The organism is Gammaproteobacteria bacterium (assembly GCA_029882975.1).
In the GTDB taxonomy this organism is placed as follows: Bacteria; Pseudomonadota; Gammaproteobacteria; order SZUA-152; family SZUA-152; genus JAJDNG01.
Genome location: JAOUJW010000014.1, coordinates 81,349 through 106,677, shown reverse-complemented (window position 1 = coordinate 106,677; position 25,329 = coordinate 81,349). Strand labels below are relative to the sequence as shown.

Sequence of the window (25,329 nt, the reverse complement as noted above, 5' to 3'; positions counted from 1 at the left end):
CCGCCGAGGTACTTTAACCAATGGCATTGCAATATATAGGAGCAGCAACAACGTTGCTGCTCCTAACCTCACCGTTATCCGCAGCGCCTATTTCCTTTTCTGTTTCGCCAAGCCTCCAGTATTTTCATTACCAGGAGTTCCTGCCTTCGGGTAGAGTCTCCAATACAGAAAGCGGTTTTCTCCCCGGAGTGAAAGGCTCTGCCAGGCTGGCGCATGAACGATGGCAATTGGAAGTGCTGGGGGCATATTTTCAAAACACTGTGGACTATGACGGCGAAAGCACCAGCGGCCAGCCTCATCAAACCCGTACGGATGAAACGCTGGGGCAGGCTGGATTTTCCTTATCCAAAACCCTGAATCATCCACAGTATCCCAGCCGTTTTATTTTCAACCATGAACTGCGTTGGTGGGAGCGGGACATTTTACCCGCCAATGGCGTGTTGGGTTTATACGAGCTATACCGCTGGCAACAGAACGGCTTGGGAGTGGAACAAACACTGCACCAAAGCGGTGCAACCCAAACCCTGTTGGGTCTGCAAATCTTTCATGTCTATGATGTTGAGATGGAAGTTAATTTGTTCGGAACAGATGTCACATTTCATCCTCGCCCGGGCAATGGCTTTAAAGCCTGGTTCAGTTGGACCTTCCCCTGGCAACAACGCCGGTTATTACTGTCCTGGTTCTATCAAACCTTCCAATTCAAAAGTAGTGAGTTGCACCTGGTAAACACACCGGGAGGCCCGCAGTTATTTGCAGAACCGGACAGCACGACCCAACTGCTGGGCATGGAACTTACCATACCGCTGTGACCCAAGCTCGCAGCACCGGTTTCGCCCAACGGCGACAAAACATTTGGTTAAAGATTATTTAGTTAGCTGATCTCATCTTTAAACGTCGCTTCCAACCGACAAACCCCAGCTGTGTATACACGGAAACGACCGTGACAGCGCGAATTATCATCTGGTCTAATGCTTGCAACAAACTGGCTGCAAGAGAGTATTTGCATTGCATAACGGCTTTGCTATAAATTAGGGACTGGGGGCGTAAAATGGAAAAGTATAGTAATTATCTTGACGATCACTCATTAGAAGTGAGGGATAGCGGTTATTCAGATACGGACAAACCGGCTCGGGAGTTAATTACCCGATGCAGCGCCAATGACAGGCGCGGTAAAAAACCGAAGAACCTTTTTTCTGTGAAGCAATACGATAGACGTGTAGGAGAAAGACGACACAAATAGTCGACGTTTCGGAAATTACCGAACGTTTACTGTGGGCACGTTTTGTTACCAGCACTCCACGGGAGTTTTGGAGCTACCACCTGCCGACACGGTTAAGGTTAACGTGGCACAACTCACACTACCTTCCACGTCATCGCTTTGCCCATCTAAACCGGTCGCCGTGGCGATATACCCGGTCGCATCGGCACTGCCGTTATTAATGGCCACACTGTAGTAGCCATCGGCCGACAATGAAGCCAACTCCAAACCACCGGACCCCAATACGTCTGTGTAGCTAATGTGGTTAGCGCGCCATTTTTCTTGAGTCAACTCCAACTGTAACAAAGCTCCTTTACCGTCCATACGCTTACTTTTTTGAATACGGTTTACATAGGAAGGATATGCCGCCAACGCAAGTAAAGCAGCGACAACCATTACCACTATCAGTTCGATCAAAGTAAAACCCTGCATAGAAGCATTTTTTTTACACTTGGGTCTCAAGACGGGCTCATACACCGGTTCCGGCGAACTCCGCTCTTTTTGCACAAATCGCCCCAGGGCGTTTTTCATCCAGCTCATTGCTTCACCATATCCAGCAAAAGAATACTCTTTGGTTTAATCATGATCGGCCTTGTATTGACGCTCTTGAAGCCGTTAGCACGGTTTGCGAACCGCTTCACTTAAGTCATGGCAAGCAATAGCAACAATATCCTTCGCCTGTATAGCGACTGTGAAACGGGTCGCAAAACTTTCGTGTTTATTCCATATTTTGAAAAACTCCCATTAAACTGTGACCGCAACAACAGGCCAACTGAGATCTATGCAACCCTGCATTTGAAAAACCGGTCGCTAAGCTATCTATGCGAAAACCAATTTCAAAACTGTCCGGACCATTTGAGCAAGGCTTTACCCTGGTAGAGATGATTATGGTCATGTTGGTGTCAGCCATTCTGGTAACCAAGTCTATTCCCGCCATCAATAATTACTTTGAGAAAAACTATCTGAAAGGTGCGGCCGAAATATTACACAGCCGATTGCAACAAGCACGTTCCGAGTCTATCAAACGATTTGCTCCGGTCTTCGTGAACATCAGCGCCCCAGGCGGGGATGCGTGGTCTTATGGGCTAAGTGACAGCAGTAACTGCGATAGCGCTCAAAATCTGGGCGCGGGTAACGACTGCACTTTGAATGTCTCAGGAACTCCGGTATTACACACGGAAAAAAACCAAAGCCCCAATTCGCAGTTTTCCAACATCAATCTGGCGGCCTACACCGACCTGAGCATGAGCACTCCGGCCAACCCCTTGGAAATACGGTTCGATCCGGTACGAGGAACTTCCACCGGCGGTTTACTCAGACTTACATCCTCCAGTGGCTGGGCTATACATGCGACAATTTCAGTTTTGGGCAAAGTCGAACTGTGTTCTCCCACCGGGAGTTCACATGTATCGGGGTATAGCCCATGCTAAATACAAATCACCCCACATTGCAACAAGCGCTGTGGAAAAAGCAAAATGGTGTGGGTTTGCCCGAACTCATGATAGGAATTGTGGTAGGGCTCATTATACTTAGCGGTACCATTTCTTTGTACATCAACACCATCAAGAACAGCTCCAATACCTTACTATCCACCAAACTCAATCAAGAGCTGTCCACTGCCATGAGCTTGATGGTCAGCGATATCCGCCGCACCGGATACTGGGCTAACGCAAACAGTGGTAGCGCCAATCCGTTTACAGTCGTCACCTCACCAGCCACCAACATTAATGTTTTAGAAAGTCTCTCCTGCATTCTATACAGCTATGACCACAACAGCGACGGCATTAATAACAATGAGATCTTCGGCTTCCGGCATGTGGATAGCGACGCCGATGGCAGCAAGGACAGCATTCAAATCCTCCACGGTACGGCAACTTCAACGGAAGATTGTAATCTCGGTAACTGGCTGGAACTGGTCAACAGTCATGTGATTAAAGTGGATGTACTGAACTTCAGCACAACCGGCTCCAAATGTATCAACAGTTCCGATATTGCTCTACCCCAGTGGACTGTCAGCAGCACCCCAACCGCCAACAGTGCTTGTAGCGACAGCGGCGCTGCGGGCTACGCAGCGCCGACCACGGGCGATGTACTGCTGGAGTCGCGCCAAATTACCATTCGTTTATCCGGTCATTTACGTCAGAACCCCAGCGTCTCTAAGGCGTTGGAGGAAACCGTGAACATACGCAACGACCGTATTGTGCAAATGTAGGTGCATCATGATTTGTACTAAAAACCAAACGCACTATCACCAACCACTCACGCAGCAACAAGGTGCCACGACACTGATTATGTCTGTAATTCTGCTGGTTTCCATCAGCCTGACCACCTTGTTTACCGCGCGCTCCTCCGTCATTGCTTTGAGATTAGACGCCAATGAATTCCGTGCCAAGCAAGCGTTTGAAGCAGCGGAGGCCGGATTGAATCACGGATTAACCTACGTACTCAATAACGGCGCTGACCAAAACAATGACAACGCCATTGACACCCTTCCCGGCTACACCTTTTCCAGCGGCAACGGTTCGTCCTATAGTGTTACTTTGACAGATACCAGTAGCAGCGGGGATTTTACCCAAATACTGGTCACGGCCGTTGGACTTAGCGATGACGGTACCGGTAGGCGAACTTTAAGCCAAGAACTGACACTCAGCAAAACACTGTCACTGGCTCCCAATTCCGCATTAACCAGCCATGGAAATGTACATGTACAGGGCTCAGCCAATGCCATTACCAATTTGGAAACAAATAACACTATTTGGTCCGGCGGCAATGTCACCTTTGGCGGCGCGGGCAGCACGGAAACCTCATCAGGAAATTGCTCTGCCTTACCTTGCAGCGATGTAAACGCAGGCAGCAGTACCGGTGACCCTGCCCTGGCAGCCATTTCCGACGAAGCGTTTTTTCAAAATTTCTTCGGCATGTCGCGAGCCCAGACTCGAGCACGGGCAGACTTGATGGTCAGCGGTGATCCTTCCGATCCCACTGCCGGTTACAACTTTACTAATATATCCGCTTCTGTCAGCGGTGTTACCGGCGCCTTTATTTGGGTAGATGGCAGCGCGCAGATTAACGGCGGCATTCAAATCGGCACCCCCACTGAACCCGTCGTCATGGTGATCGACGGCAATGCGCATTTAGGCGGAAACGTGACGATTTACGGTCTGGTGTATATCAGCAATGACTGGAAACACGGCAATGGCAATTTACATATTGTCGGTGCCGCCATTATTGAAGGCGATTACGAAAGTGCCGGTAATCCCAATACCCGGTTCGACTCAACCGTACTGGCTGCCACCAATACTATTGGCAGAATGACTCCGGTTGCCGGTAGCTGGAAAGATTTTTAAGCGGAGGTCGTTCTATGAGCGCAGGTTCTATGAGCACAGGTTCTATGAGCACAGATTCCAGGAACGCAAATTCCATGAGCACGTTGCCGACAGTACATCGCAGTACCGGCTTCAGCATGGTGGAAGCTATGATTGCTTTGGTGGTGCTGTCCATTGGACTGGTATCGTTAGCCAAGTTTGAATCCAAACTCATCAACGCTGACGGCCAGAGCAAGAGTCGCTCCATCGCCTTAAAATTGGCACAGCAAAAAATGGAAACCTTACGCAACAATGTTTCCATGAGTGACTATGATTCTTTAGTGGTCATGGGCACACCCGACTACATAGACGACCCGGAATATACCGATGGGCTTATTAACGGTACCAACACCGTATACAAACGCCGTTACATGCTGGAAAACGGCCCGGTAGCATTCAGCAAGAAAATTTACGTAAAAGTCAGTTGGCAAGATCCGCGGATTGGCGCCCAGGAACTGGTACTGAACAGCGTCATCGGTTGGGATAATCCCGGCAGCAGCACCCGACTGGCCGGTACACCGGGCGGCTTGCATGGACCTGGAGCCCCTGTGCCCCCCGCCCCCAGCCCGACTCCCCCACCCACACCCGCAACGCCTCCGCCGGTCCCTGTACCCAGCCCCGCGCCACCACCGCCCCCACCCGCACCGCCGCCGGCCCCTCCGGCTGTGCCTCCGGCAGGAACCTTCAGCGCTACCATCAGCGGCACCATCGACTATTTTGGAAACCAAAGCTACGTTTGGAGCGTTGCGCTTGAAGGAGTTGAGTGCTCAACCGGCTCAAACTCAGGCAGTTACACTTGTACCTTGGCAGGACTGGACAACAGCATCAGCCATACCTTGAGTCTGGAGTTCAGTTCCACCGGCACGGTGTGTACCACCAGCCCGGTGAGTCTCTCGGTGAATAGCGGGGCAGCGAACCTGAATCAAAACTTTATTCATGCCAAGAACTTTGGTACCTGTCCCTAAGTAGGAAACGGCCCAAAGTCTGCGGTGAACCCTTGATTAAAACCGCGCAGCCGTTGCCTGCCTCTACCACATAGTACAAAGTATAACCAGAACCTCATATTTCCTACCAATTACCTATGTAGTTTTCAAATCATAATCTATACTTTGTTGCACGTTTTTTAACATTTCTGAACATACGGAGTACAGGGCCGTATCGGATGATATTGTCAGCAAATACAGAAAAATTTCTGCTGGAAAAGGCATCCAATGCTACGGATACCATTTTGCCTGCGCCTATGCCCTCTGAAAAACCAGCGGATGGCATCTTGGTCATTGATCGCCATGGCATTATTCAGTCACTGGACTCTTTGACTGAGAGGATGTTTGGTTACTCTGCGGCCCTGATGGTTGGTAAAAACATCAACACTTTAACTGCTCAGCCCTTTCTACGTCACCACAGCAATTATCTGAAGCGTCTCAGCAAAACCGGACAGAGACCCGGTTCGGACTCCTTAAAACTGGAAGGCAAACGCAGTGATGGCTCGGTTTTCCCTTTGGATTTATCCCTTAGCGAAATCCAAATGGAGGGTAGCGGATATTTTGTCGGTCGGGTGCGCGACCTTACCGAGCAAATCAAAGCGCGAGAACACATGCGGGTACTATCCAGTGCCGTAGAACAAACTGCAGACGCCATAATCATTACCGATCGTGATGGTAGAATTGAATATGTTAATTCCGGCTTTGAACAAACCACTGGGTACTCACGAGAAGACGTTTTAGGACGAAGCCCCAATATTTTGAAATCGGGTCTGCTCAAACCTGACTTTTATACGGCGATGTGGAAGACGATTCTCAGAGGAGAATCTTTTCGTGGCGTTTTCATTAACAAACGCAAAAACGGTACCGCCTATTACGAAGAAAAAACCATTACACCTCTCTCGGACGCCAACGGCAATATTCTTCATTTTGTGTCCGCCGGGCGCGACATTTCCGAACAAATGCGAGATCAGGAACGGTTAAACTTTCTGGCCCATCATGACGTATTAACTGAACTGCCCAATCGTTTGGTATTCATGGACCGCTTGTCCCAGGCCATCAACCACGCCCGCCGTCGTGATTTGTATGTCTGCCTCATGTTCTTGGACCTGGACCGGTTTAAAAATATTAACGATACCTTGGGCCATATGAGCGGTGATTTATTGTTAAAAAATGCCGCACACCGCCTGCAACTGCATCTGCGCGATGAGGACACGGTAACCCGCCTCAGCGGAGACGAGTTTGCCATTTTGCTGACCGACGTAGAATCCATAGATGACGTAGCGCTCATTGCCGGCAAATTGCAACGACATCTTAACGCACCATTTACTGTGGATGATCGAGAGCTGTTTATTACCAGCAGCATGGGCATCGCCATGTACCCTATGGACGGTAGCGAACCGGACAGCTTACTCAAAAACGCTGATGCCGCCATGATCCAGGCAAAACAAAAGGGTGACACCTACTGCTTCTATACAGCCGAAATGAACGCCATGGCCGAACGCCAATTCAACTTGGAAACACAATTACGACGGGCATTGGGACGAGGTGAATTCGAGCTATTTTATCAAGCGCAATTCTCGGCCAAGAAAAACAGTCATATGACCGGAAAAGAAGCCCTATTGCGCTGGCACCACCCGGTCGAAGGCTACCTGGAACCCAAAGAATTCCTGCATTTAATCGAAGAAACCAACATGATCCAATCGATAGGCGAATGGGTGTTATACACGGCATGTCGCCAACAAAGAGACTGGAATCAATCGCAAACCATTTCTCCCTATGTCGCTGTCAACATCTCTCCCAAACAACTTTACAATAGTGATTTTTTCAACATGGTAAGCAATGTGTTACGGGACACTCAGTTGTGCCCGGATCAATTACACCTGGAAATCACCGAGAATGCCTTGCTGGCCAATGACTCCCACATAAGAGAACTGTTACAGGAATTGAGCGCCACGGGAGTGCATATTGCCCTGGATGATTTCGGAACCGGCTATTCTTCCTTAAGCCACTTACGCAATTTCCCCATCAGTTGCCTCAAAATAGACCAATCGTTTGTAAACCATATTCCCCACGGTCTGGGTGATACGGAGCTTGCCCGAAGTATTATCTCTCTTGGGAAAAACTTGGGAATGGATGTGATTGCCGAAGGGGTGGAGACAAAGAGACAATTGATGGCCTTGAAAAAAATGGGATGCATGAATGTGCAGGGCTTTTATTTCAGCCGCCCTTTGAACGCAGACAGTTTGACCAGCACTTACTCGTGAGGATTGGGTTTTACCTGACGGCTATCCACTAAAGCCTTCCTTGCCTCAGCGTAAGACAGATTGCGCAATCCGCTTTGATGCATAGATGAGCGCAATGACCCTGCCAATGCCCATGCCAATAGGCGTTGATAAAAAGACAGCGTTTTAACGTGAACCGGCAGCGCCGCTTCCAGTGTTTGTGCCTCGAATAACGCTTGTTCAAACTGCTTTCGAGTCGTTTCAATGTAGCGCATCAGTGTTTCATTCTCGCGCGCTTGCGGATCCAGCTCCAGGGTCCAGGTAACATCGTTTTGCAGCATGCACTGCCCCACACACAAACCAAACCCTCCACCACCCCATTCCTGTGGCCCAATTAACGACAGAGCAAACCCATTAGCACGCTGATACAAATAATAGATTTTTCCCGGTACGGGCTTGAAAGCGAAACGGCTTTGCAGCACAAACAAAGACGTAAACAACTCATGGGAAATTTGCTCTAATCCTTTGGGGGGTACTGTAACTGCACGTGCCTGAGCCAGGCAATCCAGGAGCGGTACCAAGCCTTTGCCTTGAGGATTGGGAGGAGCAATCAAAACGACGATTCGGAAACAGCCACGATTTTGTTGCGAATGCTACCGATGTTTTCCACTTCACACTCGACGACATCACCGGGTTGCAAATATTCCGGAGGGTTGCGTGCAAAACCTACCCCACTGGGAGTTCCGGTGGCGATAATATCACCAGGCAATAAAGTCATTACTTTGGACAAGGTGCTGATGGTAGTGGCAACATCAAAAATCTGTTGCCGGGTATTGCCCTGCTGCTTCACTACACCATTAACTTTACAACTTAAATCCAATTGCTGAGGATCGCCGATTTCATCAGCCGTTATGATCCAAGGCCCCATGGGACATGTCCCATCTACACTCTTTCCCATAAAAAATTGTTGATGGCGTTTTTGTAAATCTCGCGCGGATATGTCATTAATAACCGTATATCCAAAGATGTGTTCATAGGCCTGCGCGACCGTGATGTGACGCCCGCTTTTACCAATAATAACCCCCAACTCAACCTCCCAATCCAGACGCCGGGAGACACGAGGATCGTAATCCACATCATCGAAAGGGCCGTTTATACTGGTTGTAGCTTTTGTGAATATAATGGGATGCGTTGGGAGCTCCTGAATATTGACGTCCTTGACTGCAGCAGACTCCTTCGCATGCTCGGCATAGTTCCACCCCAAGCAAATAATGTTGCGCCTGGGATTGGGTAGGGGAGCCAACCAGCTCACCTGATCCGCCGACACACTCAATGCGTCGAGCCCATTAACGCGCTTGATGATTTCATTCAACCCGTCCGCCCCCGCTTCGATCAAACCTTGCATGGAGTTTAATACGGAGCGAGCGGAGGAATGTAATAACAATAGTTCTGCATGGTCGGGACGTAAATCACTGCCCTGAACCACGGCTAAATGTTCAGCTCCTTTATAGCGACAAGTGGCAAATTTCATTTGGTTGCGCTACCTATGTTTGCGTTTGTTTCGTTAACGCATCCCCGACCAACAATTCTATCCAGTGCACCACCGGTACCGCAGATTTAGCCGCCATGTGCATCTGACAACCAATATTGGCAGTCGCTATTATGTCCGGGCGGTCGTGTTGCAATGCTACCAATTTATTATCCAAGAGGTACTGGGAAATCTTCGGCTGTAAAATCGAATACGTACCCGCCGAACCACAACACAGGTGAGAATCGCGCACCTGGGTCAATTTATAACCCGCGGCGGACAACAGTTTTTCGACCAGACCGGTAAGTTTCAAACCGTGCTGCAATGTACAGGGACTGTGGAAAGAAACCTTCTTTACAGGCTGGTATTGTCGCCCCGCCAACACCGGTGACAAATCTTCCTGTACCAACACTTCGCTTAAGTCTTTTGCCAGAGCACTGACTTTTTCTGCTTTTTGAGCATACTGTGAGTCGTGTTTTAGCAGTTCACCGTAATCCTTTAACATCACACCGCAACCGCTGGCAGTGCTCACGATGGCCTCAACTCCCTGCTCCAGCAAGGGCCACCAGGCGTCTATATTGCGCCGCACAAAACCCAAGGCCTCTTCGGTGGCATTTAAATGATGGCTTAACGCTCCGCAACACACTTCGCCGTGTACCACTACCGATTCGATCCCCAACCTCTGCAGCACCTGTTGAGCTGCGGTGTTTGTACCCGGTGTGGACACCGACTGCACACAACCCTGGAACAAGATGATCTTTCTGGCGTTAGTTTGCTTTTGAAACGCAGTGGCCCGATTCAATGGTTTGACTTTCACCTGCAAACGGCGTGGCAATAAAGGTGCCACCAGTCTTACCGGCAGCAATAACGGTTTTAGACGTCGCGGAAAAGGAATAACTTTCCGCAATAAATAGCGTAACAACAATTGCCACCGGCTTCGCGGCACAGTTTGTTCCACAATATCCCGGCCTATGTCCAACAGGCGGGAGTAATGCACCCCGGATGGACAGGTGGTTTCGCAGGAGCGGCAAGTAAGGCAGCGGTCCAGATGTTGCTGGGTTTGCGCACTGACCTGGGCACCTTCCAACACCTGTTTAATGAGATAAATACGACCCCTGGGGCCGTCGAGCTCATCCCCTAAGGCCTGATAGGTAGGACAGGTAGCAGTGCAAAAACCACAATGAACACACGCCCTTAATATGGTTTCCGCCTCTGCAATACGGGGATTATCATGAAATTGTGTACTGATATTTGTTTGCATAGTCGTACTCTGTGAGCAACCAATAGTAGCAGACTACCAAGCCGGGCGGCCACCGTTTAGACCCATGCGAAAGCCGGTTTGTGTCAATTATTCGCCCGGCCTATTCTCAAACGAACTCTTTACCGCCTCCGAGGGGCTCCGCCCCAAGACAGACTCCTGCCCAGGTATTTGAATTCGCACACTCAATCCGTGTAATGATGTGGAACGCTGCAACAACAATGTCCCGCCGTAGGCCTCCACTACCGCAGCAACAATGGAAAGCCCCAAACCATGCCCGCAGACGGATTCATCCAACCGCTTTCCCCGCTGCTGCATTTGTTGTATTTGCGCATCATCCATTGTACCGAGTTCTTTACCATCATCTTCCACACAAAACTCAAAAACATCCTCGCTGCTGGACACACTGACCCGCACCGTAGACTGCGCCCATTTGAAGGCATTGTCTAAAACGTTTCCCAACATTTCGTGTAAATCTTCCCGTTCCACCGGGCTGAGCAGGGATAGGGGTATTGTAGTTTCCAAATTCAGCTTTTTGGAAAAATGAATTTTACTCAGCGTAAGTAACAAATCCTCTATCTCCGGCTTGACTTGGAAACGACGACCACCGATTAAGCGCCCAGCTAACCGCGACCGCCTCAACTCACTGTCCACAATGTTTTGCACATCCACAATATACCGATTCACAGCACCGCTTGTTTGTGTTGACATGGATGAGTCGGTTTCCGCCAGTTGTCGCAGCAGGGCTAATGGGGTTTTGAGAGCATGAGCCAGATTACCTGCTGTATGGCGCGAACGCAGCACCTTCTTTTGCATGGTCTCTATGCTGATATTCAACTCTTTCACCAAGGCACGAATCTCTTTGGGTACAAGCTCGCTAATTCGATCCGATTCACCTGCCCTGAGAGCACTCAATTCTCTACGAATCGTTTCCAGAGGTCGTAAGCTTACTTTTATAATAAAAAACTGAACCAGCAGTAATGTCAGCAGTATTCCCAGGGTTACCCAAGTATGTAACCTCAAAAACCGGTCTATGGATTGATTTACCGGAGTGAGATCCTCTGCAACATCCACTTTCAAGGGACGCCCTTGACGTGTGTATTGGGCACTTAACACCAGTAACTGCTGCCCGTCCGGTCCACTTTGGTAGCGCCTTGATGGCTCCTGCTGTGACGGTGGTTCCTGTTGTGGCGGTGGTTTCTGTTGTGGCGGCGAATCCTGGGGCTGCGCCAGTACCGCATCCCATAAAGACCGTGAACGAATCACCACCGTTTTCTGGTCCTGCAAGGTGTGAATCTGATAATAATGACCTGAGTAGGGCTTTTTATATATAGGGCCCATACGGTCATGATCCAATGTCAAAGAGCTGGAAGCAATGACGCCGGATTCAACCCCACTGGATTCTGTAGTACCGGAGTCAAAACTCACCGCAGCCACCAATGCGTCCGCATCGTGCTGTAACCGCGTCACTAAGTAACTCTCGCTTAAACTGTGAATAGAAGTATTTATGAGCAGCCACTGTAATAACAACAACAGGCTCACCGCTACTAACATGCCGGCTGCCAACCTGGTTTGAATGGACTGCATCAACCGGATCCGTGGTTTTTTTGCTCAACCACATAAACGTAGCCCTGACCGCGACGGGTGCTGATAAATTCCTTGCCCAATTTGTTGCGCAAACGTTTAACGTAAACTTCAATCACATTGCTGTCTTTGTCCGCATCCATCTCGTAGACATGCTCTGTTAGCCGGGATTTAGATAGAACTTTGTTGGGATTAAGCATCATATAGCGCAGCAACCGAAATTCCGTACCGGTGAGTTGCAACTTCTCGCCGTTATTTAACGTGACATCCTGAGTTTCTTCATCCAGCACAATTCCGTTGGACTGCAACAAGACGCCGCTGTGTTTATGCGAACGCTTAAGCACGGCGTTAATTCTGGCGAGCAATTCTTCAACGTGAAAGGGCTTACCTACATAGTCATCAGCACCGGCTTTGAAGCCGTCCACTTTTTCATGCCAGGCATCCCGCGCCGTTAATATGACCACCGGGGTGTGCACTTGATTAGTGCGCCAGCTTTGCAGCACTTCCAGGCCGGACTTTTGCGGCAAACCTAAATCCAGCACGACCACATCGTAGGGTTCAATTTTTCCAAGTATTTCTCCCTCTTTGCCATTATCCGCCAGGTCCACGGCAAATCCGGCTTTGTCCAAGCGGTCTTTCAGGGTCGGACCCAGCTCCGGATCATCTTCCACCAAGAGCAAGCGCATATCAGTCGTCCTGTTTCAAACGTAAAAACTCACCATTGACCGCATTAAACTCCAACTCCCAGACAATACCATCAGCATCAATAATTTCAATTTCATAAATTAACATGCCGTGCTCGCGCTCCAACTCCAGCTCTAACAAACGCCCGGGCATTCTCGCTCGAGCCTGTTCCAACACTTGCTCCAAAGGAACTATCGCACCACTGGCTTGTAAGCGCTGCGCTTCATCATGACTGAGGTCTTTGGACATTACCCAAGAAACAGGTAATATTCCCACGAAGATAACTCCTATCCATTGCTTTAATGAATTGCGCATGCGCTTACACTCTCAAACCACAACCAAATCACAGTCTCAATATAGCCTAATCCTCCCAACGTCCATGGCCGGGAATTTTAATAGCTCGTTCACGAAATTTACCTTTCTCCGCATCACCATGACACTTGTCGCAGTGACTTAAAGATTGTACTTGTTCATTGCCTTGGATTAAACGCTGCGGAATTTCATCATGCTTGCGCTCAAAATAGGGCACTTCAGTAATTCTAGTTGGTGTTTCACCCGAGCGCAGAGAACGATTCATTTTTCTGGAGCGACGATAAGTGCTTTTCTCAGCGCTGTTTTCACTCAAGTAAGTGAGGATGTTACTCTGAACCTCCGCCTCCAATTCTGCATTATCTCCAAAATGCTTATCTAATTGTGACATCAATTTCACCCAGGAACGTTCCGGCAACCAGCCGGGTTGATACGCGAAGTGACAACTGCCGCATTCAGCACGGTACAATTCATTCTCTACCGGCATCACCCCACGTTTCCCCTTTTTACCGTTTTTATGTTCATCGTTATGCCCCATACCCACGCCGGCGAACAAGCTAAAAAATACCACCGCCGTAATCACTACGGCAGCCAAGGGGTGTTGTAGTGTCGTTTTCATATTTAACTCCTATTTATAAACTACGTAAATACTGAATCACGTCACCTTGCTCTTGTGCCGTACATTCGCGCCCCAAGGTCCATTTACAATTACGCTTGAACCATTTTTTTATTTTTTTCACTTTTGTATACCGTTCCGGATTTACAGAAACCGCCATCGGATCTATTGTTTTTCCGGTTTTCGCGTGTTTGCCGTTTTTACTTAAATTATCACCGTGACAAGTACTACAACTGCGGGGCTTGCCATCTGCCGGGTATTGTTTCATCCAAAAGTCTTTGCCTCTGGCCGCATCAAAAGACGACACGCCCTTTAGTTGCTGTAAGAACGCGTCAACACCTTCTATTGAGCCCGCCATGGCGCTAACCGGGCTTAAACTCACCAACACCAGCAATAAGCTTATATTCATTAATCGTTTCATCATCACCTCTCACTAACTCTTTTCTTTCCATTAATCATGGCTGTCACCAAATTCTCCTGATGAACCAGGCTTTCCACGACCACACCGGCCAAATGAATCAAAACCAGAAATAGGGTAAAGTTGGCAAAGAACTCATGGCCTTCTTCAAACACTTCTTCCATCCACTTGCCACTACCTGCGAATAAGCCCGCCATGGGACCGGCTTGTTCTTCTATGGCATAAATAGCCATACCGGACAGTACCGTTGTAGTTAGCGACAACAATAGCAACACAATCATGAACCCTCCGGCCGGGTTATGGCCGATATAACGCTGCGCCCGTAATTTCAGGGTATCCATGAGGTAGCGCAGCGCGTGAGATGGTGAGGTGACGAAATCACTGAAGCGAGCGTGCTTGGTTCCGATGACTCCCCAGATAAGGCGAGCGATCAGCAATATGCCAATAAAGTAGCCGGCCCAGACATGCAGGAACAACACATCATCCTCCGCTACATACGCCACCAGAAAAGCCAATACCAGGCTCCAGTGAAAAAATCGTACAAAAATGTCCCATACGGGTATTTCAGTTTTTTCATACATAATCCAATACTCCTTTGTGGTACAGAATAGGATCGCAACATGAAATCAAACTGAAAAATTCGAGGCGGGAAAAAATATTTTTTATTTTCCATATACAACAATTGGTTAGGGAATCGATCCAGATTTAAAAGCTGACCGAGCTGAGCTATATTTTGGTAAGAAACTACTGAATAAGCCTTGAGCAGCCGTTTAGGCTCAGGACTTAACCAAAAGTTATAACGATCCACTTACTTTTTTGGACCCCCTAAGAGTTTTAGATAGTCACAAAAAGAGGAGGATTTACCATGACCATGTCACCCACTCTGAGAGAGTTTCTTGACGAAAACCGTATTCAGTATGACTTGATTCAGCACCGTTATAGCGAAGGCAGCATGGAGACGGCACAGGCAGCCCATATCCCCGGCGACAAACTTGCTAAAAGTGTCGTACTCAAAGATGATCTGGATTATCTCATGGCCGTTGTACCATCCACTTATCGGGTCCAAATCAGTGATCTGGACAACCAATTACACCGCCGACTGGGACTGGTCAGCGAAACCGAATTGGCGGATATTTTTGTGGATTGCGAACTCGGAGCCATTCCACCTATCGGTGAGGCGTACTACATTGACACCATCGTCGACGAAAGACTAATACATCAGGATGACGTCTACATTGAGGCCGGCGATCATTCCAGCCTGGTACATCTGGACCGGGACAACTTCAAAAAGCTGGTGCACAATACCAAGACCAGCGAGTTTTGCCGACATATATAGAGAAAAAAGCAGATTAAAGGAAAAAGCCGCCCTACCGGGGCGGCTTTTAGACAGCCTTTTGTAAACTGGCTTTGAGTTTTTCAATATCCTCTGTAATACCCATACGGAACTTCTCGTCGCAGTATCGCAATAGCGGTATCATTTTTAACGCCAGATCAACCGCATAGGGCTCTAATGAGCCGGAGGCATCTTTGAGCATATCCATGGCAGTATTCAAATCCGGTGCTTCCATAACCGCATTTTCAATATGTTGCTCGTAATGCGACATTTCCTTCCGCAAATTCGGGTTTTTGCTCAAATTGGCTTCCGTGTGAAACTCCACCGTTTCGATCAGATCGGAAGACTCGATGGGTTTGACAATGAAATTGTTGGCGCCGCAGGCGTGGGCCCGCTCACGGGTAATTTCATCTTCTTTACTGGTAATGACTACAATAGGCACGTTAGCGAACTTTTCGCCACAGCCGCGCACACGGCAAATCAAACCGTAACCATCCAAATTGGGCATCATAATGTCGCTAATAATCAGATTTACATCAGGATTTTGTTGCAGTTGGCTCCAGCCGTTTTCTCCATCTTCCCCTTCAAGTACGTTGAACCGCCCGTTTAGCATTTTTTTCAACGAAGCTCGCACGGTACGAGAATCATCCACGATCAATATGGTAGTCGCATTAGCCATTGGATTTCTCTTTGTCAGTAATTCGGTTTCTGTGAACTGGTTAATCCAGAAATAGTCCAGGTATTGGGACACACAGTTTTATAGATCGACCGGAATTGAGTTTTGCTTTAGTCCATTTATCGACAAAAATAAGCCTCATGGAAGGAACATTTATATTTTTTACAACGGGTTACAATTTTTCCGACTGAGACATTCGATAATTTTTTCCGTTCTCTCGCCAAACCGCCGAAACCGGGCCGGGCTTGCCTAATTATTGAATTATCATCAAAATCTCTGTATCGGAACACTCGGATACCACTCGTGGAACAAATCCTCTTATTTCTACTCACCGGCGTGGTTTCTGGCATTTTGGCGGGTTTATTGGGTATAGGCGGCGGCCTGATTATCGTTCCCGCTTTAAACTACATTCTTACCGGCGATCCGACTCATACAATGCATGTCGCTATTGGTACATCTTTAGCCGTTGTAACCCTGACGGCTATTTCCAGCGCCCGAGCACACCATAAAAAAGGTACTCTGAATTGGGATTATTGGCGCCTGTTATCGCCGGGTCTATTTAGTGGCACACTGGCCGGCGCATTCATCGCCGACATGCTTCAGGGGGAAACACTAAGAAACTTTTTCGCCGTCTTTGAAGTGTTGGTTGCATTGCAATTACTGTTGGACCTGAACGCAAAACCGTCAAACAAAACCCCCGGTTTTTTTGCCTTATTTTTGGTAACTCTTCCCATCGGTATGGTGTCTGCCTTCGCAGGCATAGGCGGTGGCTCAATGGTGGTACCGTTGTTAATGTGGTTGCGCTTACCCATCAAACAGGCCATTTCCACGTCAGCGGCTTGCGGTCTGCCTATCGCCATCGCGGGAACGTCAGGTTTTATGTTGACCGGATTGGACGTAACATCTGAGTTATCGACAATGAGTACGGGATTTATTTACTGGCCGGCATTTTTATTCATCAGTATCCCTGCCGTTTTATTGGCACCAGTGGGTGCCAAAATCGCACATGCATTACCTTCGCAGCTGCTGAGAATTGGATTTGCCTTGTTCTTGATCTTGTTGGCGATTTTTATGTTTGTAAAATAATTTGGGCTTAGACAGTAAACTTAATGTGCTGACTGCCCCTTCTGCGCTTGTTCTTTCAAGGCCAATGTTGCGTTAGCGATTACTGATTCCATATCCTGGTTTAGCTCCTCATTGATGGCATTACGATCAATCCCCTGCTTGATTTTATCGATGCCCTCGCTCGCTTTGTCATCCGCTATGCATAACAAGCCGGATTTAAACAACATGAGATAGTGGGATTCTCCCAACTCTTCCAGTTTTTGCCAAATTTGCTCGGCTTTGTCCCGGTCCCCCATGGTGAGGTACAATAACCCCAAGTGAAATCGGGCAATACCATAACCGGCATCTATTTGTAGGGCTGTTTCCAAATGTTGCAGCGATTTGTCATAAAGCCCCATATCGGCATAAAGAGAACCTAGCATATACCACATACGCACATCTTCCGGTGCTTTTTCCAACGCTAACTTTACCAGACCGATGGACTTTTGAGTGTCATGCGCCTGTGACGCTTGTAAGGCTAAATCCAACAACTGCTCTGCGTCCACATTCTCCATTCAAAACCACCCCTTGGTTATAATACACAGTTTTAATAGTACACAGGCTTTAAAACAAACGGTTAACATCTAACAAAAATAAACCCATTGATTAATGGCCAATAAGACAATCAATGGGCGCAGTTTAACCTTGCAAAGAAGCAATTTCCACAGGGACTTGAACTTGACCAATTAGCGTTCAATTTAACCAAAATTCTTTTATGTTTAAGATTTTTCCTACATCACTTAAGCCATTTCTCCCTATTATTTAGACGAATTCTGGAAATATCCGCATTGTTTCCCAATCTCACACCTGCTAGATTCAGATAGTGACCATCCCAATAACGCGACACAATGAGAGGATAGGCTTATGGGCGATATATTTACTGGCAAGTTTCTCCTGGTAATTACGGGCGTATTACTCCTATCTTCCGCATTTTCCTACACATTTATTGAAAAAAAACCGCAAAGCCCGACTTCTCTCACCCTCCCCACTGAACATCTGTCGGTGGTAAGCAGCACCCAAAACACCGATGATCGTATCGATCTGGCTTTGGATCACTCACTCAACGGTGAGTACCACAAGTCCTTTCCTGTGTTAAAAGAACTGGCCGATGCAAACGTAACCCGCGCAAAACTGTATTTGGCTGTCGCCCATTACCATGGACACGGTACGGAAAAAAACAAACAAAAAGCCAAATCCCTGCTGTTAGAGCTGCAGGACAAGAATTACGAACCGGGTATCGTCAGCACCTATTTAAACCTCATTGCTTATACGGAACAATAGTTGCGGCAAAGCCTCCTTGGCCGTTTTCCCAGCATTGAAACCCACCAAATCGACCGCATATTGGGCAGTGTAGGGGCACCGCTGCCGATCATCTGGAATTTCTCGATACAATGACGGAACTTTCCATCATTCGGTTTTTTCTAAGCGTTGTAGTCTGCATAATTAGTCTTGGAGTTGGAGATAATAATGAAACGAATTGTCCTGTTTTTGGTAACCAACATCGCCATCGTGCTGGTGCTGGGTATTTCATTACGGATTTTGGGAGTTGACACCATTCTGGACCAGCAAGGAGTGGGGCTGAATATTAATAATTTGCTGGTATTTGCTGCCGTATTTGGATTTGGCGGATCTTTTATTTCTTTGGCCATGTCCAAGTGGACGGCAAAACGATTTACCGGGGCGCAAGTCATTGAGTCTCCGCGCTCCAGCCAGGAACAATGGTTGGTGGAAACGGTTCGCCGTCAAGCCCAACAAGCCGGTATTGGTATGCCCGAAGTGGCGATCTACGATGCCCCCGATGTAAACGCCTTTGCCACCGGTATGTCGCGCAATAATGCCTTAGTCGCCGTAAGTACCGGTCTTTTGACCAGCATGACGCGGGATGAAGCCGAAGCCGTGTTGGGTCACGAGGTAAGCCATGTGGCCAATGGCGACATGGTGACACTGGCCTTGATACAGGGGGTAGTCAATACGTTTGTTATATTCCTTTCTCGTGTCATTGGCCATGTTGTAGACCGGGTGGTGTTCAAAGTGGAAAGGGGTCACGGTCCTGCGTTTTGGATTACTGCTATCATCGCGGAAATTGTATTGGGCATATTAGCCAGTATTATCGTAATGTGGTTCAGTCGCCAACGGGAATTCCGTGCCGATGCCGGAGGTGCCGATCTGGCCGGCCGTGGTAAAATGATTGCCGCGCTACGACGCCTACAAGCCTCGGCAAACCAACCTCATTTACCGGATCAACTGGCTGCCTTCGGCATTAGTGGCGGCCTGGGTTCGGGGCTGAAGCGTTTATTTATGTCGCATCCGCCACTGGAAGAGCGTATTGCACGGCTCGAAGGAGATCGTTCTTACGTTCATTCTCACTAAGGGAACCTATCAATAAAAAGCGCCGGAACTGTCCGGCGTTTTTTATTAGCAACTTTAATCTTACGGCTTTTCCCGCAGTAGTTTTTCTATCGTTTCCGTCATAGTTGAGCTTAGCGGTGTCACCCGGCTGTTAAAACTGGCAACCAATCGCCCCTTTCGATCCAGGATATATTTATGAAAGTTCCACTGAGGAAATTCGCCCGCGATGCGTCCCAAGGTTTGGTAAAGCGGGTCGGCGTTATTTTTTGCGACGTGGGTTTTTTCAAACATGGGGAACTCCACCCCATAAGTCAGACGACAGAATTCCTGGATCTTTTTTTCTCCGCCCGGTTCCTGCCCGCCAAAATCGTTGGACGGAAAGCCTAATACCACCAAGCCCTGATCACGGTAGCGACGATACAGGTTTTCCAAGCCTTCGTACTGAGGAGTAAATCCGCATTTGCTCGCTGTATTCACCACCACCAGCACTTTCCCAGCATATTGCCGACACAAATCTACGACCGTTTCGCCTGCTAAAACGCGCTTTTGAAACTGTAAGGTCTGCGGACATTGGTTTGCAGCGAAACTCTGAGCTGCCATCATCCATGCCAATAAAAAAAGAGCAATACGCGCCATATTTAAAACAAATCGCCCAAACCTTGCTCTTCGCCGCCTCCGGTGGGGGTCGCTAAAGGTGCTGCGCCTCCACTCCCACCTTCGTCCCCGCTATCGGGTAAACATTGGGAGTCGAAGTATTCGAACACGGCCCCGTCCACACCGGTGGGAGCCGGTTTACCGGTTTCAGGATCAATTCGTACGGTAGAAACACCGGCGGGCTGAGTAAGAACATGTTCCGGCACCCCTTTTCGCGCCTCGCGCATATAATCAATCCACATAGGTAAAGCAGCACGACCACCGTATTCGCCCCGCCCCAGAGTCTGCGGATGATCGAATCCAACCCATGCGGTGGTAACCACTTGATCATTGAAACCTGAGAACCAGGCGTCGACCTGGTCATTGGTGGTACCGGTTTTACCGGCCAGATCATCGCGGTTCAAGACCAAGGCCCTGCGCCCCGTTCCCAGCTTAACGACATCACGCATAATACTGGTCATAAGGAACACATTCTTTTTACTGATGACCGGTTTCAGGCTTTTGGTTTGCTGCACAATAGGAATGTAGCTATTCGTCTCGGCAGCAACATCCGCTACTTGAGCCTCACTGGACATGGCTTCCATCTCAGTGTTGGTTCCATTAATGGCATTGTTGCCATTACCATTAATGCTTTCATCAGCATTACCGAGAACACCCAGCGCCCCGTTGACTGAACCGTTAAAACCATCTGCTGATGTTTCCAGTAAGCCGCCGTCACGCTGTGCGGTTTCGTCCTCTAATACAATCTTGGGTGCAAGATATAAGGGTCTGTCATCAGAGTCCACAATTCGCTCGATAAAATAGGGATCCACCAGATATCCCCCATTGGCGAACACGGCGTAACCACGCACCACGCTCATGGGTGGTACAGATGCCGTACCCAAAGACAAGGTCAGGTTTCGGGGCATACTACTTTCGTCAATCCCAAAGCGCTTAGCATAATCCACCGCGTAAGAAACGCCAATGCTCTGCAGTAATCGAATTGAAACCAGGTTAACGGATTTAGTCAGCGCCACCCTCAATCGCAACGGCCCTTGAAATTTACCGTTGTCGTTTTCCGGTCGCCAAGGGTTACCGTCGGAATCCTGGATCACGATGGGTGAGTCATTGATAATGGATGCAGGGGTAAAACATTTTTCCAAAGCGGCGGAATAAATAAAGGGCTTAAAGTTTGAGCCCGGCTGTCTTTTCGCCTGAACGACACGATTGAACTTGGTCTTATGAAAATCGAATCCGCCCACCAAAGATTTAACCGCGCCGGTGTGAGGCTCCAAGGAGACCAACGCACCTTCAACTTCCGGGATTTGCGCCAGACGCCAGGTTTCCCTTTCCATGATTGGAGTATCGTCACCTGCTTCGCCAACGGGTTGCGCCGTTGCCTCTGCAGGTAGCGGTATGCGCTCTACATAGATGATATCGCCACGGCGCAAGACCTGATCCACCGATGTAGGTGCTTCGCCCACGGCATTTCTATCCACAAAGGGTTTAGCCCACTCGATACCGGACCACGGAATAGTCAGCAGGTTGGCGTACTTTGGTTGAAAAACCGTAACACTTCCACCGTCAACTTTAGGCTCTTCTCCTGTAGCATTGGCGGCTGGTGCACCCAACAAGTTAACACCTACCACAATCCCGGGTAACAAATGACCCCGTTGCGGGTAGTCTGCCACCGCATTATCGAGAACGGAAAAAGTTTCGTCATCAATATCTTCCATTCTTAAATCGGTTTCCAATTCGAGAAAACCAATCGGGCCCCGATAACCGTGACGACGATCGTATTCCATCAAGTTGTTACGCAAAGCCACATTCGCCGCTTTTTGTAAGCGGGAATCAATAGTGGTATACACTTTATAGCCGGAGTCATACACTTCCTCGCCATAGAGCTTCACCATCTCGTCCCGCACCATTTCGGTCAAATAAGGCGCATTGACTTCATAGTTGGCCGCGTAAACACTGGCCTCATCCACGGCTTCATTAGCCTCCGTAAATTGAGCTTCATCAATAAATCCCAGTTCCTGCATACGACTGAGCACATAGGCTCTTCGTAACAAAGCCCGGCGTGGGTTGACGATAGGATTGTAGCGTGAGGGGGCTTTAGGCAACCCGGCAATCATAGCCATTTGGTGCAGGGTCAACTCATCCACCGATTTGCCATAATAGACTTGAGCGGCCGCCGCCACGCCATACGCCCGATTACCCAAATAGATCTTATTGAGATACAACTCCATAATTTTTTCTTTGGAGAGGAGTTCTTCCATTTTCCAGGACAGAAAAATTTCTTTCATTTTGCGCAAATAGGTCTTTTTGCGACTTAAGAAGTAGTTTCGTGCCACCTGCATGGTAATAGTACTACCACCCTGCCCCTTGCGCCCGGTACGAATCAAGTGAAATACGGCCCGCGCAAGACCGCGATAATCCACGCCGCCATGTTCAAAAAAGCGGGTATCCTCGGCGGCTATAAACGCGTTGACTAAATCCTGTGGTAGTTGCTCATAATTTAAGGGTGTGCGCTTTTTTTGTCCAAATTCCGCCAACAAAGTGTCATCAGCCGAGTAAATGCGTAAAGGTACGGACAATTTAATTTCGTTCAAGGCTTCGATGTCAGGCAACTGCGGCTTAATGATTAAATAGGCCACCCCAATTGCCAGTGCACCCAACGCGCCCATAGCTATGGAAGCTATCAAGCCGTATTTCAATAACTTGTGGGATAATTTCTGTTCCTGCACCCTACGTATTCTGGATCTCATGAGTACCACTCTTCTCCATTATTGACGGATTCGCGTTAACAAAATCAGAAAGAGTTGATTGTTTTTTGCACAAACCGGTGCAACCGGGCGTTTACGCGAAGTCGCCAAACTTTAACTTTAACTTTAACTACAGTGTGCAGCAACTATTATGCCGCATGCCTGCAAAACATAATCAGCCGGGCTGAAAAATAGCCGGTGAGAACGGGTTTCACTGAACGTCGAAACAGGTGCAGTATACCCGATTTAAAAGCCGATGAGAGACAAATTTATGAATTGTGCGAAAAACGTCCGTTTTTGGCATTGTGGTACCATGGCACTCGGTGTGACAATAGTCACCAGTCACTCTCTCAGCACGGATTGTAAGCATGGATAAACGCTTAGTACCCCAGCGGATCGGCTCTCTGATTCTCTCCTTGTTTATTGTTTGGCATGCAGTGGGTATTACCGTAGTAGGCCCTTTGAACAAGGGCTCTGCACGCGACAAACTGATTACAGCCTATGGCCCCTACCTTAACTTGCTGCATCTCAACGACGAATGGCCGTTTTACGCACCCAATCCATTCTTGGGCAGCATTATGAGCTATAAAGCGGTTGACCGTAGCGGGCAAACCAAGACTTACCCATTAACGCAGGCACATCACAAGCTTGACCACGCTTATTTTCGCTATACAAACTTTTATGTATACCTGTTTTCTGCACCGAATTACGCGCAACAACGCGGGTATGATAAAAGCGTGGCACGTTTTTTATGTGCACAACACCAAGGCAGTGTCCGAGAAATCAGTTTTGTTTTACAAAAACAAAAACGATTCACACCACGCGACTATAAAGCAGGCTACCGCCCAACGGACCCTCCTTTTTTGGACACCCATATCTTTGGACCGTTCCCCTGTTAAACAAACATGATTAACCAATTCCTATGACCGGCATAGACAAAATCGTACACGCATGGCACACCATCTGGTTTCAGGATAAAAACACCTTACCCCTGGAAGTCCTGCGTCTGGGCCTGGGGTTTTTGTTGTTTTTCAACTATGTCATGCTATCCCCCCAGGATGTATTGATCCTTTACAGTAACGACGGTCTATTCAGCCGAGACGTCGTCCCGGAGATACAGTATTTAGTTTCTTTTTCCGTTTTTGGTCTGTTGGACCACCCCTGGCAGGTATTGGTTTTTCACTACGTTTTTGTCCTCTTGTGCTTTTGTTTCTTTGTGGGCTGGCAAACCTCATGGGTCAAGTGGCTGGTTCTACTGGGCCACTTAAGCTATTTCAACCGCAATGAGCTTCTGTTCTATGGCGTTGATAGTGTCATGGTTGCCCTACTGGTCCCCCTGTGCATCGCACCCGTTGGCAACGCTTTGAGCGTAGACCGTATACGACAAGTGGCAAAACACAAGATTGCCTATGGTCTGGATCAACGCCCCGCCCTTTTAAACAGTTACCGGGGTTTTGCCGGCCAACGTCTGATACAGTTGCAAATGGCGGTAATATATTATTCCTCAGGTGTTTCCAAGTTGCGTGGAGAGACGTGGTTGCAAGGTGATGCTCCCTGGATTGCCATAACCAACAACGAAACCGCTTTTTTCCCTCTGGGTATGTTTGCACACCAGTACTGGATGATTCAGCTCATGGCATATGGCACCATATTAATTGAAATTGCCTATCCCTTTTTTATTTGGCAACACAAAACCCGACCCTACGTACTGGCCTCCGCTCTATTTTTGCATGTCAGTATCGCCGTATTATTGGGCATGTATTATTTCGCAACAGTTATGGTTTTCGGGCACCTCGCCTTTATGCGCCGAGAATGGTACCAGGCTGCCGGCCAGTGGTGGAAAAGAAAAGTATCACGCATGGAAATAATTTATGACGGCGCCTGCGGTTTTTGCAAAAACTCCATGGCCCTGTTTCTTGCGTTTGACGGTTTAAACCAGATTCAGACGCGTAATTATCGTAGCGACCCATCACCGCTGGTACCGCAGGAAGACCTTGAACACGCATTATATACAGTAGTTGAAAACAAGCCCCCTCTGGCCGGCTTCGATGCCTACCGATATGTGGTTCTACGTACACCGGGAACCTGGTGGTTTGCGCCGCTGTACTACATTCCCATATTCAGCCGCCTCATTGGTCGAGCAGTTTACCGCTGGATTGCCGACCATCGGCAACAATTGTCTGCCGGGTTGTTTCGATCAAGAAAACAGACGTCGAAACTCTCTTAACATCCGTAACCGTAACT

General features: G+C 48.4%; 26 protein-coding genes and 2 pseudogenes. 13 read left to right on the top strand and 15 right to left on the bottom strand.

Annotated elements, in window-relative coordinates; genetic code table 11:
- Positions 1–20 precede the first annotated feature (20 nt).
- The gene (locus OEY58_12115) at positions 21–809 is read left to right on the top strand and encodes a hypothetical protein (protein MDH5326197.1); all 789 of its coding nucleotides are present in this window, start codon (positions 21–23) and stop codon (positions 807–809) included.
- Between the two features lie 239 nt (positions 810–1,048).
- Positions 1,049–1,240 (top strand): hypothetical protein, encoded by a 192-nt coding sequence (locus OEY58_12110; protein ID MDH5326196.1) that lies wholly within the window; start codon positions 1,049–1,051, stop codon positions 1,238–1,240.
- Between the two features lie 45 nt (positions 1,241–1,285).
- On the opposite strand, the gene OEY58_12105 is transcribed toward OEY58_12110, so the two are convergent.
- Entirely contained in the window at positions 1,286–1,798 is a 513-nt protein-coding gene (locus OEY58_12105) for a type IV pilin protein (protein ID MDH5326195.1), read from the bottom strand.
- 281 nt (positions 1,799–2,079) lie between these two features.
- Here OEY58_12105 and OEY58_12100 point away from each other — a divergent pair, with 281 nt between their 5' ends.
- The 5 genes from OEY58_12100 (at position 2,080) to OEY58_12080 (ending at position 7,870) form a co-directional block, all read left to right on the top strand.
- A complete protein-coding gene (locus OEY58_12100) occupies positions 2,080–2,688 on the top strand; it encodes a GspH/FimT family pseudopilin (protein MDH5326194.1) in 609 nt (202 codons plus the stop codon).
- Positions 2,682–3,470, top strand: a complete 789-nt coding sequence (locus OEY58_12095) for a hypothetical protein (protein MDH5326193.1) — start codon at positions 2,682–2,684, stop codon at positions 3,468–3,470. The genes OEY58_12100 and OEY58_12095 overlap by 7 nt, the downstream gene beginning before the upstream one ends.
- Positions 3,471–3,477: 7 nt before the next feature.
- Complete coding sequence (locus OEY58_12090) at positions 3,478–4,605, top strand: pilus assembly PilX N-terminal domain-containing protein (protein ID MDH5326192.1); 1,128 nt, start codon at positions 3,478–3,480, stop codon at positions 4,603–4,605.
- Between the two features lie 14 nt (positions 4,606–4,619).
- Positions 4,620–5,588 carry a prepilin-type N-terminal cleavage/methylation domain-containing protein gene (locus OEY58_12085; GenBank protein ID MDH5326191.1) on the top strand — a complete coding sequence of 323 codons (969 nt, stop codon included), beginning with the start codon at positions 4,620–4,622 and terminating at the stop codon, positions 5,586–5,588.
- A 197-nt stretch (positions 5,589–5,785) separates the two neighbouring features.
- Positions 5,786–7,870 (top strand): EAL domain-containing protein, encoded by a 2,085-nt coding sequence (locus tag OEY58_12080; GenBank protein MDH5326190.1) that lies wholly within the window; start codon positions 5,786–5,788, stop codon positions 7,868–7,870.
- On the opposite strand, the gene OEY58_12075 is transcribed toward OEY58_12080, so the two are convergent.
- The 9 genes from OEY58_12075 to OEY58_12035 form a co-directional block, all read right to left on the bottom strand.
- Positions 7,861–8,442, bottom strand: coding sequence for a DUF2452 domain-containing protein (locus OEY58_12075; protein MDH5326189.1), 582 nt, complete (start codon positions 8,440–8,442; stop codon positions 7,861–7,863). The genes OEY58_12080 and OEY58_12075 overlap by 10 nt on opposite strands.
- A complete protein-coding gene (locus tag OEY58_12070; GenBank protein ID MDH5326188.1) occupies positions 8,439–9,359 on the bottom strand; it encodes a fumarylacetoacetate hydrolase family protein in 921 nt (306 codons plus the stop codon). The genes OEY58_12075 and OEY58_12070 overlap by 4 nt, the downstream gene beginning before the upstream one ends.
- A gap of 13 nt (positions 9,360–9,372) precedes the next feature.
- Positions 9,373–10,617 carry a glycolate oxidase subunit GlcF gene (gene glcF / locus OEY58_12065; GenBank protein MDH5326187.1) on the bottom strand — a complete coding sequence of 415 codons (1,245 nt, stop codon included), beginning with the start codon at positions 10,615–10,617 and terminating at the stop codon, positions 9,373–9,375.
- A gap of 87 nt (positions 10,618–10,704) precedes the next feature.
- A complete protein-coding gene (locus tag OEY58_12060) occupies positions 10,705–12,201 on the bottom strand; it encodes a sensor histidine kinase (protein ID MDH5326186.1) in 1,497 nt (498 codons plus the stop codon).
- The gene (locus OEY58_12055; GenBank protein ID MDH5326185.1) at positions 12,201–12,884 is read right to left on the bottom strand and encodes a response regulator transcription factor; all 684 of its coding nucleotides are present in this window, start codon (positions 12,882–12,884) and stop codon (positions 12,201–12,203) included. Before OEY58_12055 ends, OEY58_12060 begins: the two co-directional genes overlap by 1 nt.
- A 1-nt stretch (position 12,885) precedes the next feature.
- Positions 12,886–13,158 (bottom strand): PepSY domain-containing protein, encoded by a 273-nt coding sequence (locus OEY58_12050; protein MDH5326184.1) that lies wholly within the window; start codon positions 13,156–13,158, stop codon positions 12,886–12,888.
- An 85-nt stretch (positions 13,159–13,243) separates the two neighbouring features.
- Entirely contained in the window at positions 13,244–13,810 is a 567-nt protein-coding gene (locus OEY58_12045) for a diheme cytochrome c (protein MDH5326183.1), read from the bottom strand.
- A 13-nt stretch (positions 13,811–13,823) separates the two neighbouring features.
- On the bottom strand, positions 13,824–14,216 hold the full coding sequence (locus OEY58_12040; GenBank protein MDH5326182.1) for a DUF1924 domain-containing protein: 393 nt from the start codon (positions 14,214–14,216) through the stop codon (positions 13,824–13,826).
- Positions 14,217–14,230: 14 nt separating this feature from the next.
- Complete coding sequence (locus OEY58_12035) at positions 14,231–14,806, bottom strand: cytochrome b/b6 domain-containing protein (protein ID MDH5326181.1); 576 nt, start codon at positions 14,804–14,806, stop codon at positions 14,231–14,233.
- Between the two features lie 284 nt (positions 14,807–15,090).
- Here OEY58_12035 and OEY58_12030 point away from each other — a divergent pair, with 284 nt between their 5' ends.
- A complete protein-coding gene (locus tag OEY58_12030; GenBank protein MDH5326180.1) occupies positions 15,091–15,561 on the top strand; it encodes a YbaK/EbsC family protein in 471 nt (156 codons plus the stop codon).
- A 46-nt stretch (positions 15,562–15,607) separates the two neighbouring features.
- Here the strand turns inward: OEY58_12030 and OEY58_12025 are convergent, their stop codons facing one another.
- Positions 15,608–16,237, bottom strand: coding sequence for a response regulator (locus OEY58_12025; GenBank protein MDH5326179.1), 630 nt, complete (start codon positions 16,235–16,237; stop codon positions 15,608–15,610).
- 300 nt (positions 16,238–16,537) lie between these two features.
- On the opposite strand from OEY58_12025, the gene OEY58_12020 reads away from it, so the two are divergent.
- The gene (locus OEY58_12020; GenBank protein MDH5326178.1) at positions 16,538–17,320 is read left to right on the top strand and encodes a sulfite exporter TauE/SafE family protein; all 783 of its coding nucleotides are present in this window, start codon (positions 16,538–16,540) and stop codon (positions 17,318–17,320) included.
- A 20-nt stretch (positions 17,321–17,340) separates the two neighbouring features.
- On the opposite strand, the gene OEY58_12015 is transcribed toward OEY58_12020, so the two are convergent.
- Positions 17,341–17,853, bottom strand: a complete 513-nt coding sequence (locus tag OEY58_12015) for a tetratricopeptide repeat protein (GenBank protein MDH5326177.1) — start codon at positions 17,851–17,853, stop codon at positions 17,341–17,343.
- Between the two features lie 349 nt (positions 17,854–18,202).
- On the opposite strand from OEY58_12015, the gene OEY58_12010 reads away from it, so the two are divergent.
- On the top strand, positions 18,203–18,619 hold the full coding sequence (locus OEY58_12010) for a hypothetical protein (GenBank protein MDH5326176.1): 417 nt from the start codon (positions 18,203–18,205) through the stop codon (positions 18,617–18,619).
- Positions 18,620–18,805: 186 nt separating this feature from the next.
- The gene (htpX, locus tag OEY58_12005) at positions 18,806–19,708 is read left to right on the top strand and encodes a protease HtpX (protein MDH5326175.1); all 903 of its coding nucleotides are present in this window, start codon (positions 18,806–18,808) and stop codon (positions 19,706–19,708) included.
- Between the two features lie 60 nt (positions 19,709–19,768).
- Here htpX and OEY58_12000 read toward each other — a convergent pair whose 3' ends face one another.
- The 3 genes and pseudogenes from OEY58_12000 to OEY58_11990 form a co-directional block, all read right to left on the bottom strand.
- Positions 19,769–20,290, bottom strand: coding sequence for a glutathione peroxidase (locus OEY58_12000; protein MDH5326174.1), 522 nt, complete (start codon positions 20,288–20,290; stop codon positions 19,769–19,771).
- A 251-nt stretch (positions 20,291–20,541) separates the two neighbouring features.
- Positions 20,542–20,814, bottom strand: a pseudogene (locus OEY58_11995) (peptidase).
- A 303-nt stretch (positions 20,815–21,117) separates the two neighbouring features.
- Positions 21,118–23,007 (bottom strand): annotated as a pseudogene (locus OEY58_11990) (transglycosylase domain-containing protein).
- Between the two features lie 446 nt (positions 23,008–23,453).
- On the opposite strand from OEY58_11990, the gene OEY58_11985 reads away from it, so the two are divergent.
- Together OEY58_11985 and OEY58_11980 are read left to right on the top strand one after the other, a co-directional pair.
- A complete protein-coding gene (locus tag OEY58_11985) occupies positions 23,454–23,984 on the top strand; it encodes a hypothetical protein (GenBank protein ID MDH5326173.1) in 531 nt (176 codons plus the stop codon).
- 23 nt (positions 23,985–24,007) lie between these two features.
- Positions 24,008–25,312 carry a DCC1-like thiol-disulfide oxidoreductase family protein gene (locus tag OEY58_11980; protein MDH5326172.1) on the top strand — a complete coding sequence of 435 codons (1,305 nt, stop codon included), beginning with the start codon at positions 24,008–24,010 and terminating at the stop codon, positions 25,310–25,312.
- The last annotated feature ends 17 nt before the right edge of the window (positions 25,313–25,329 follow it).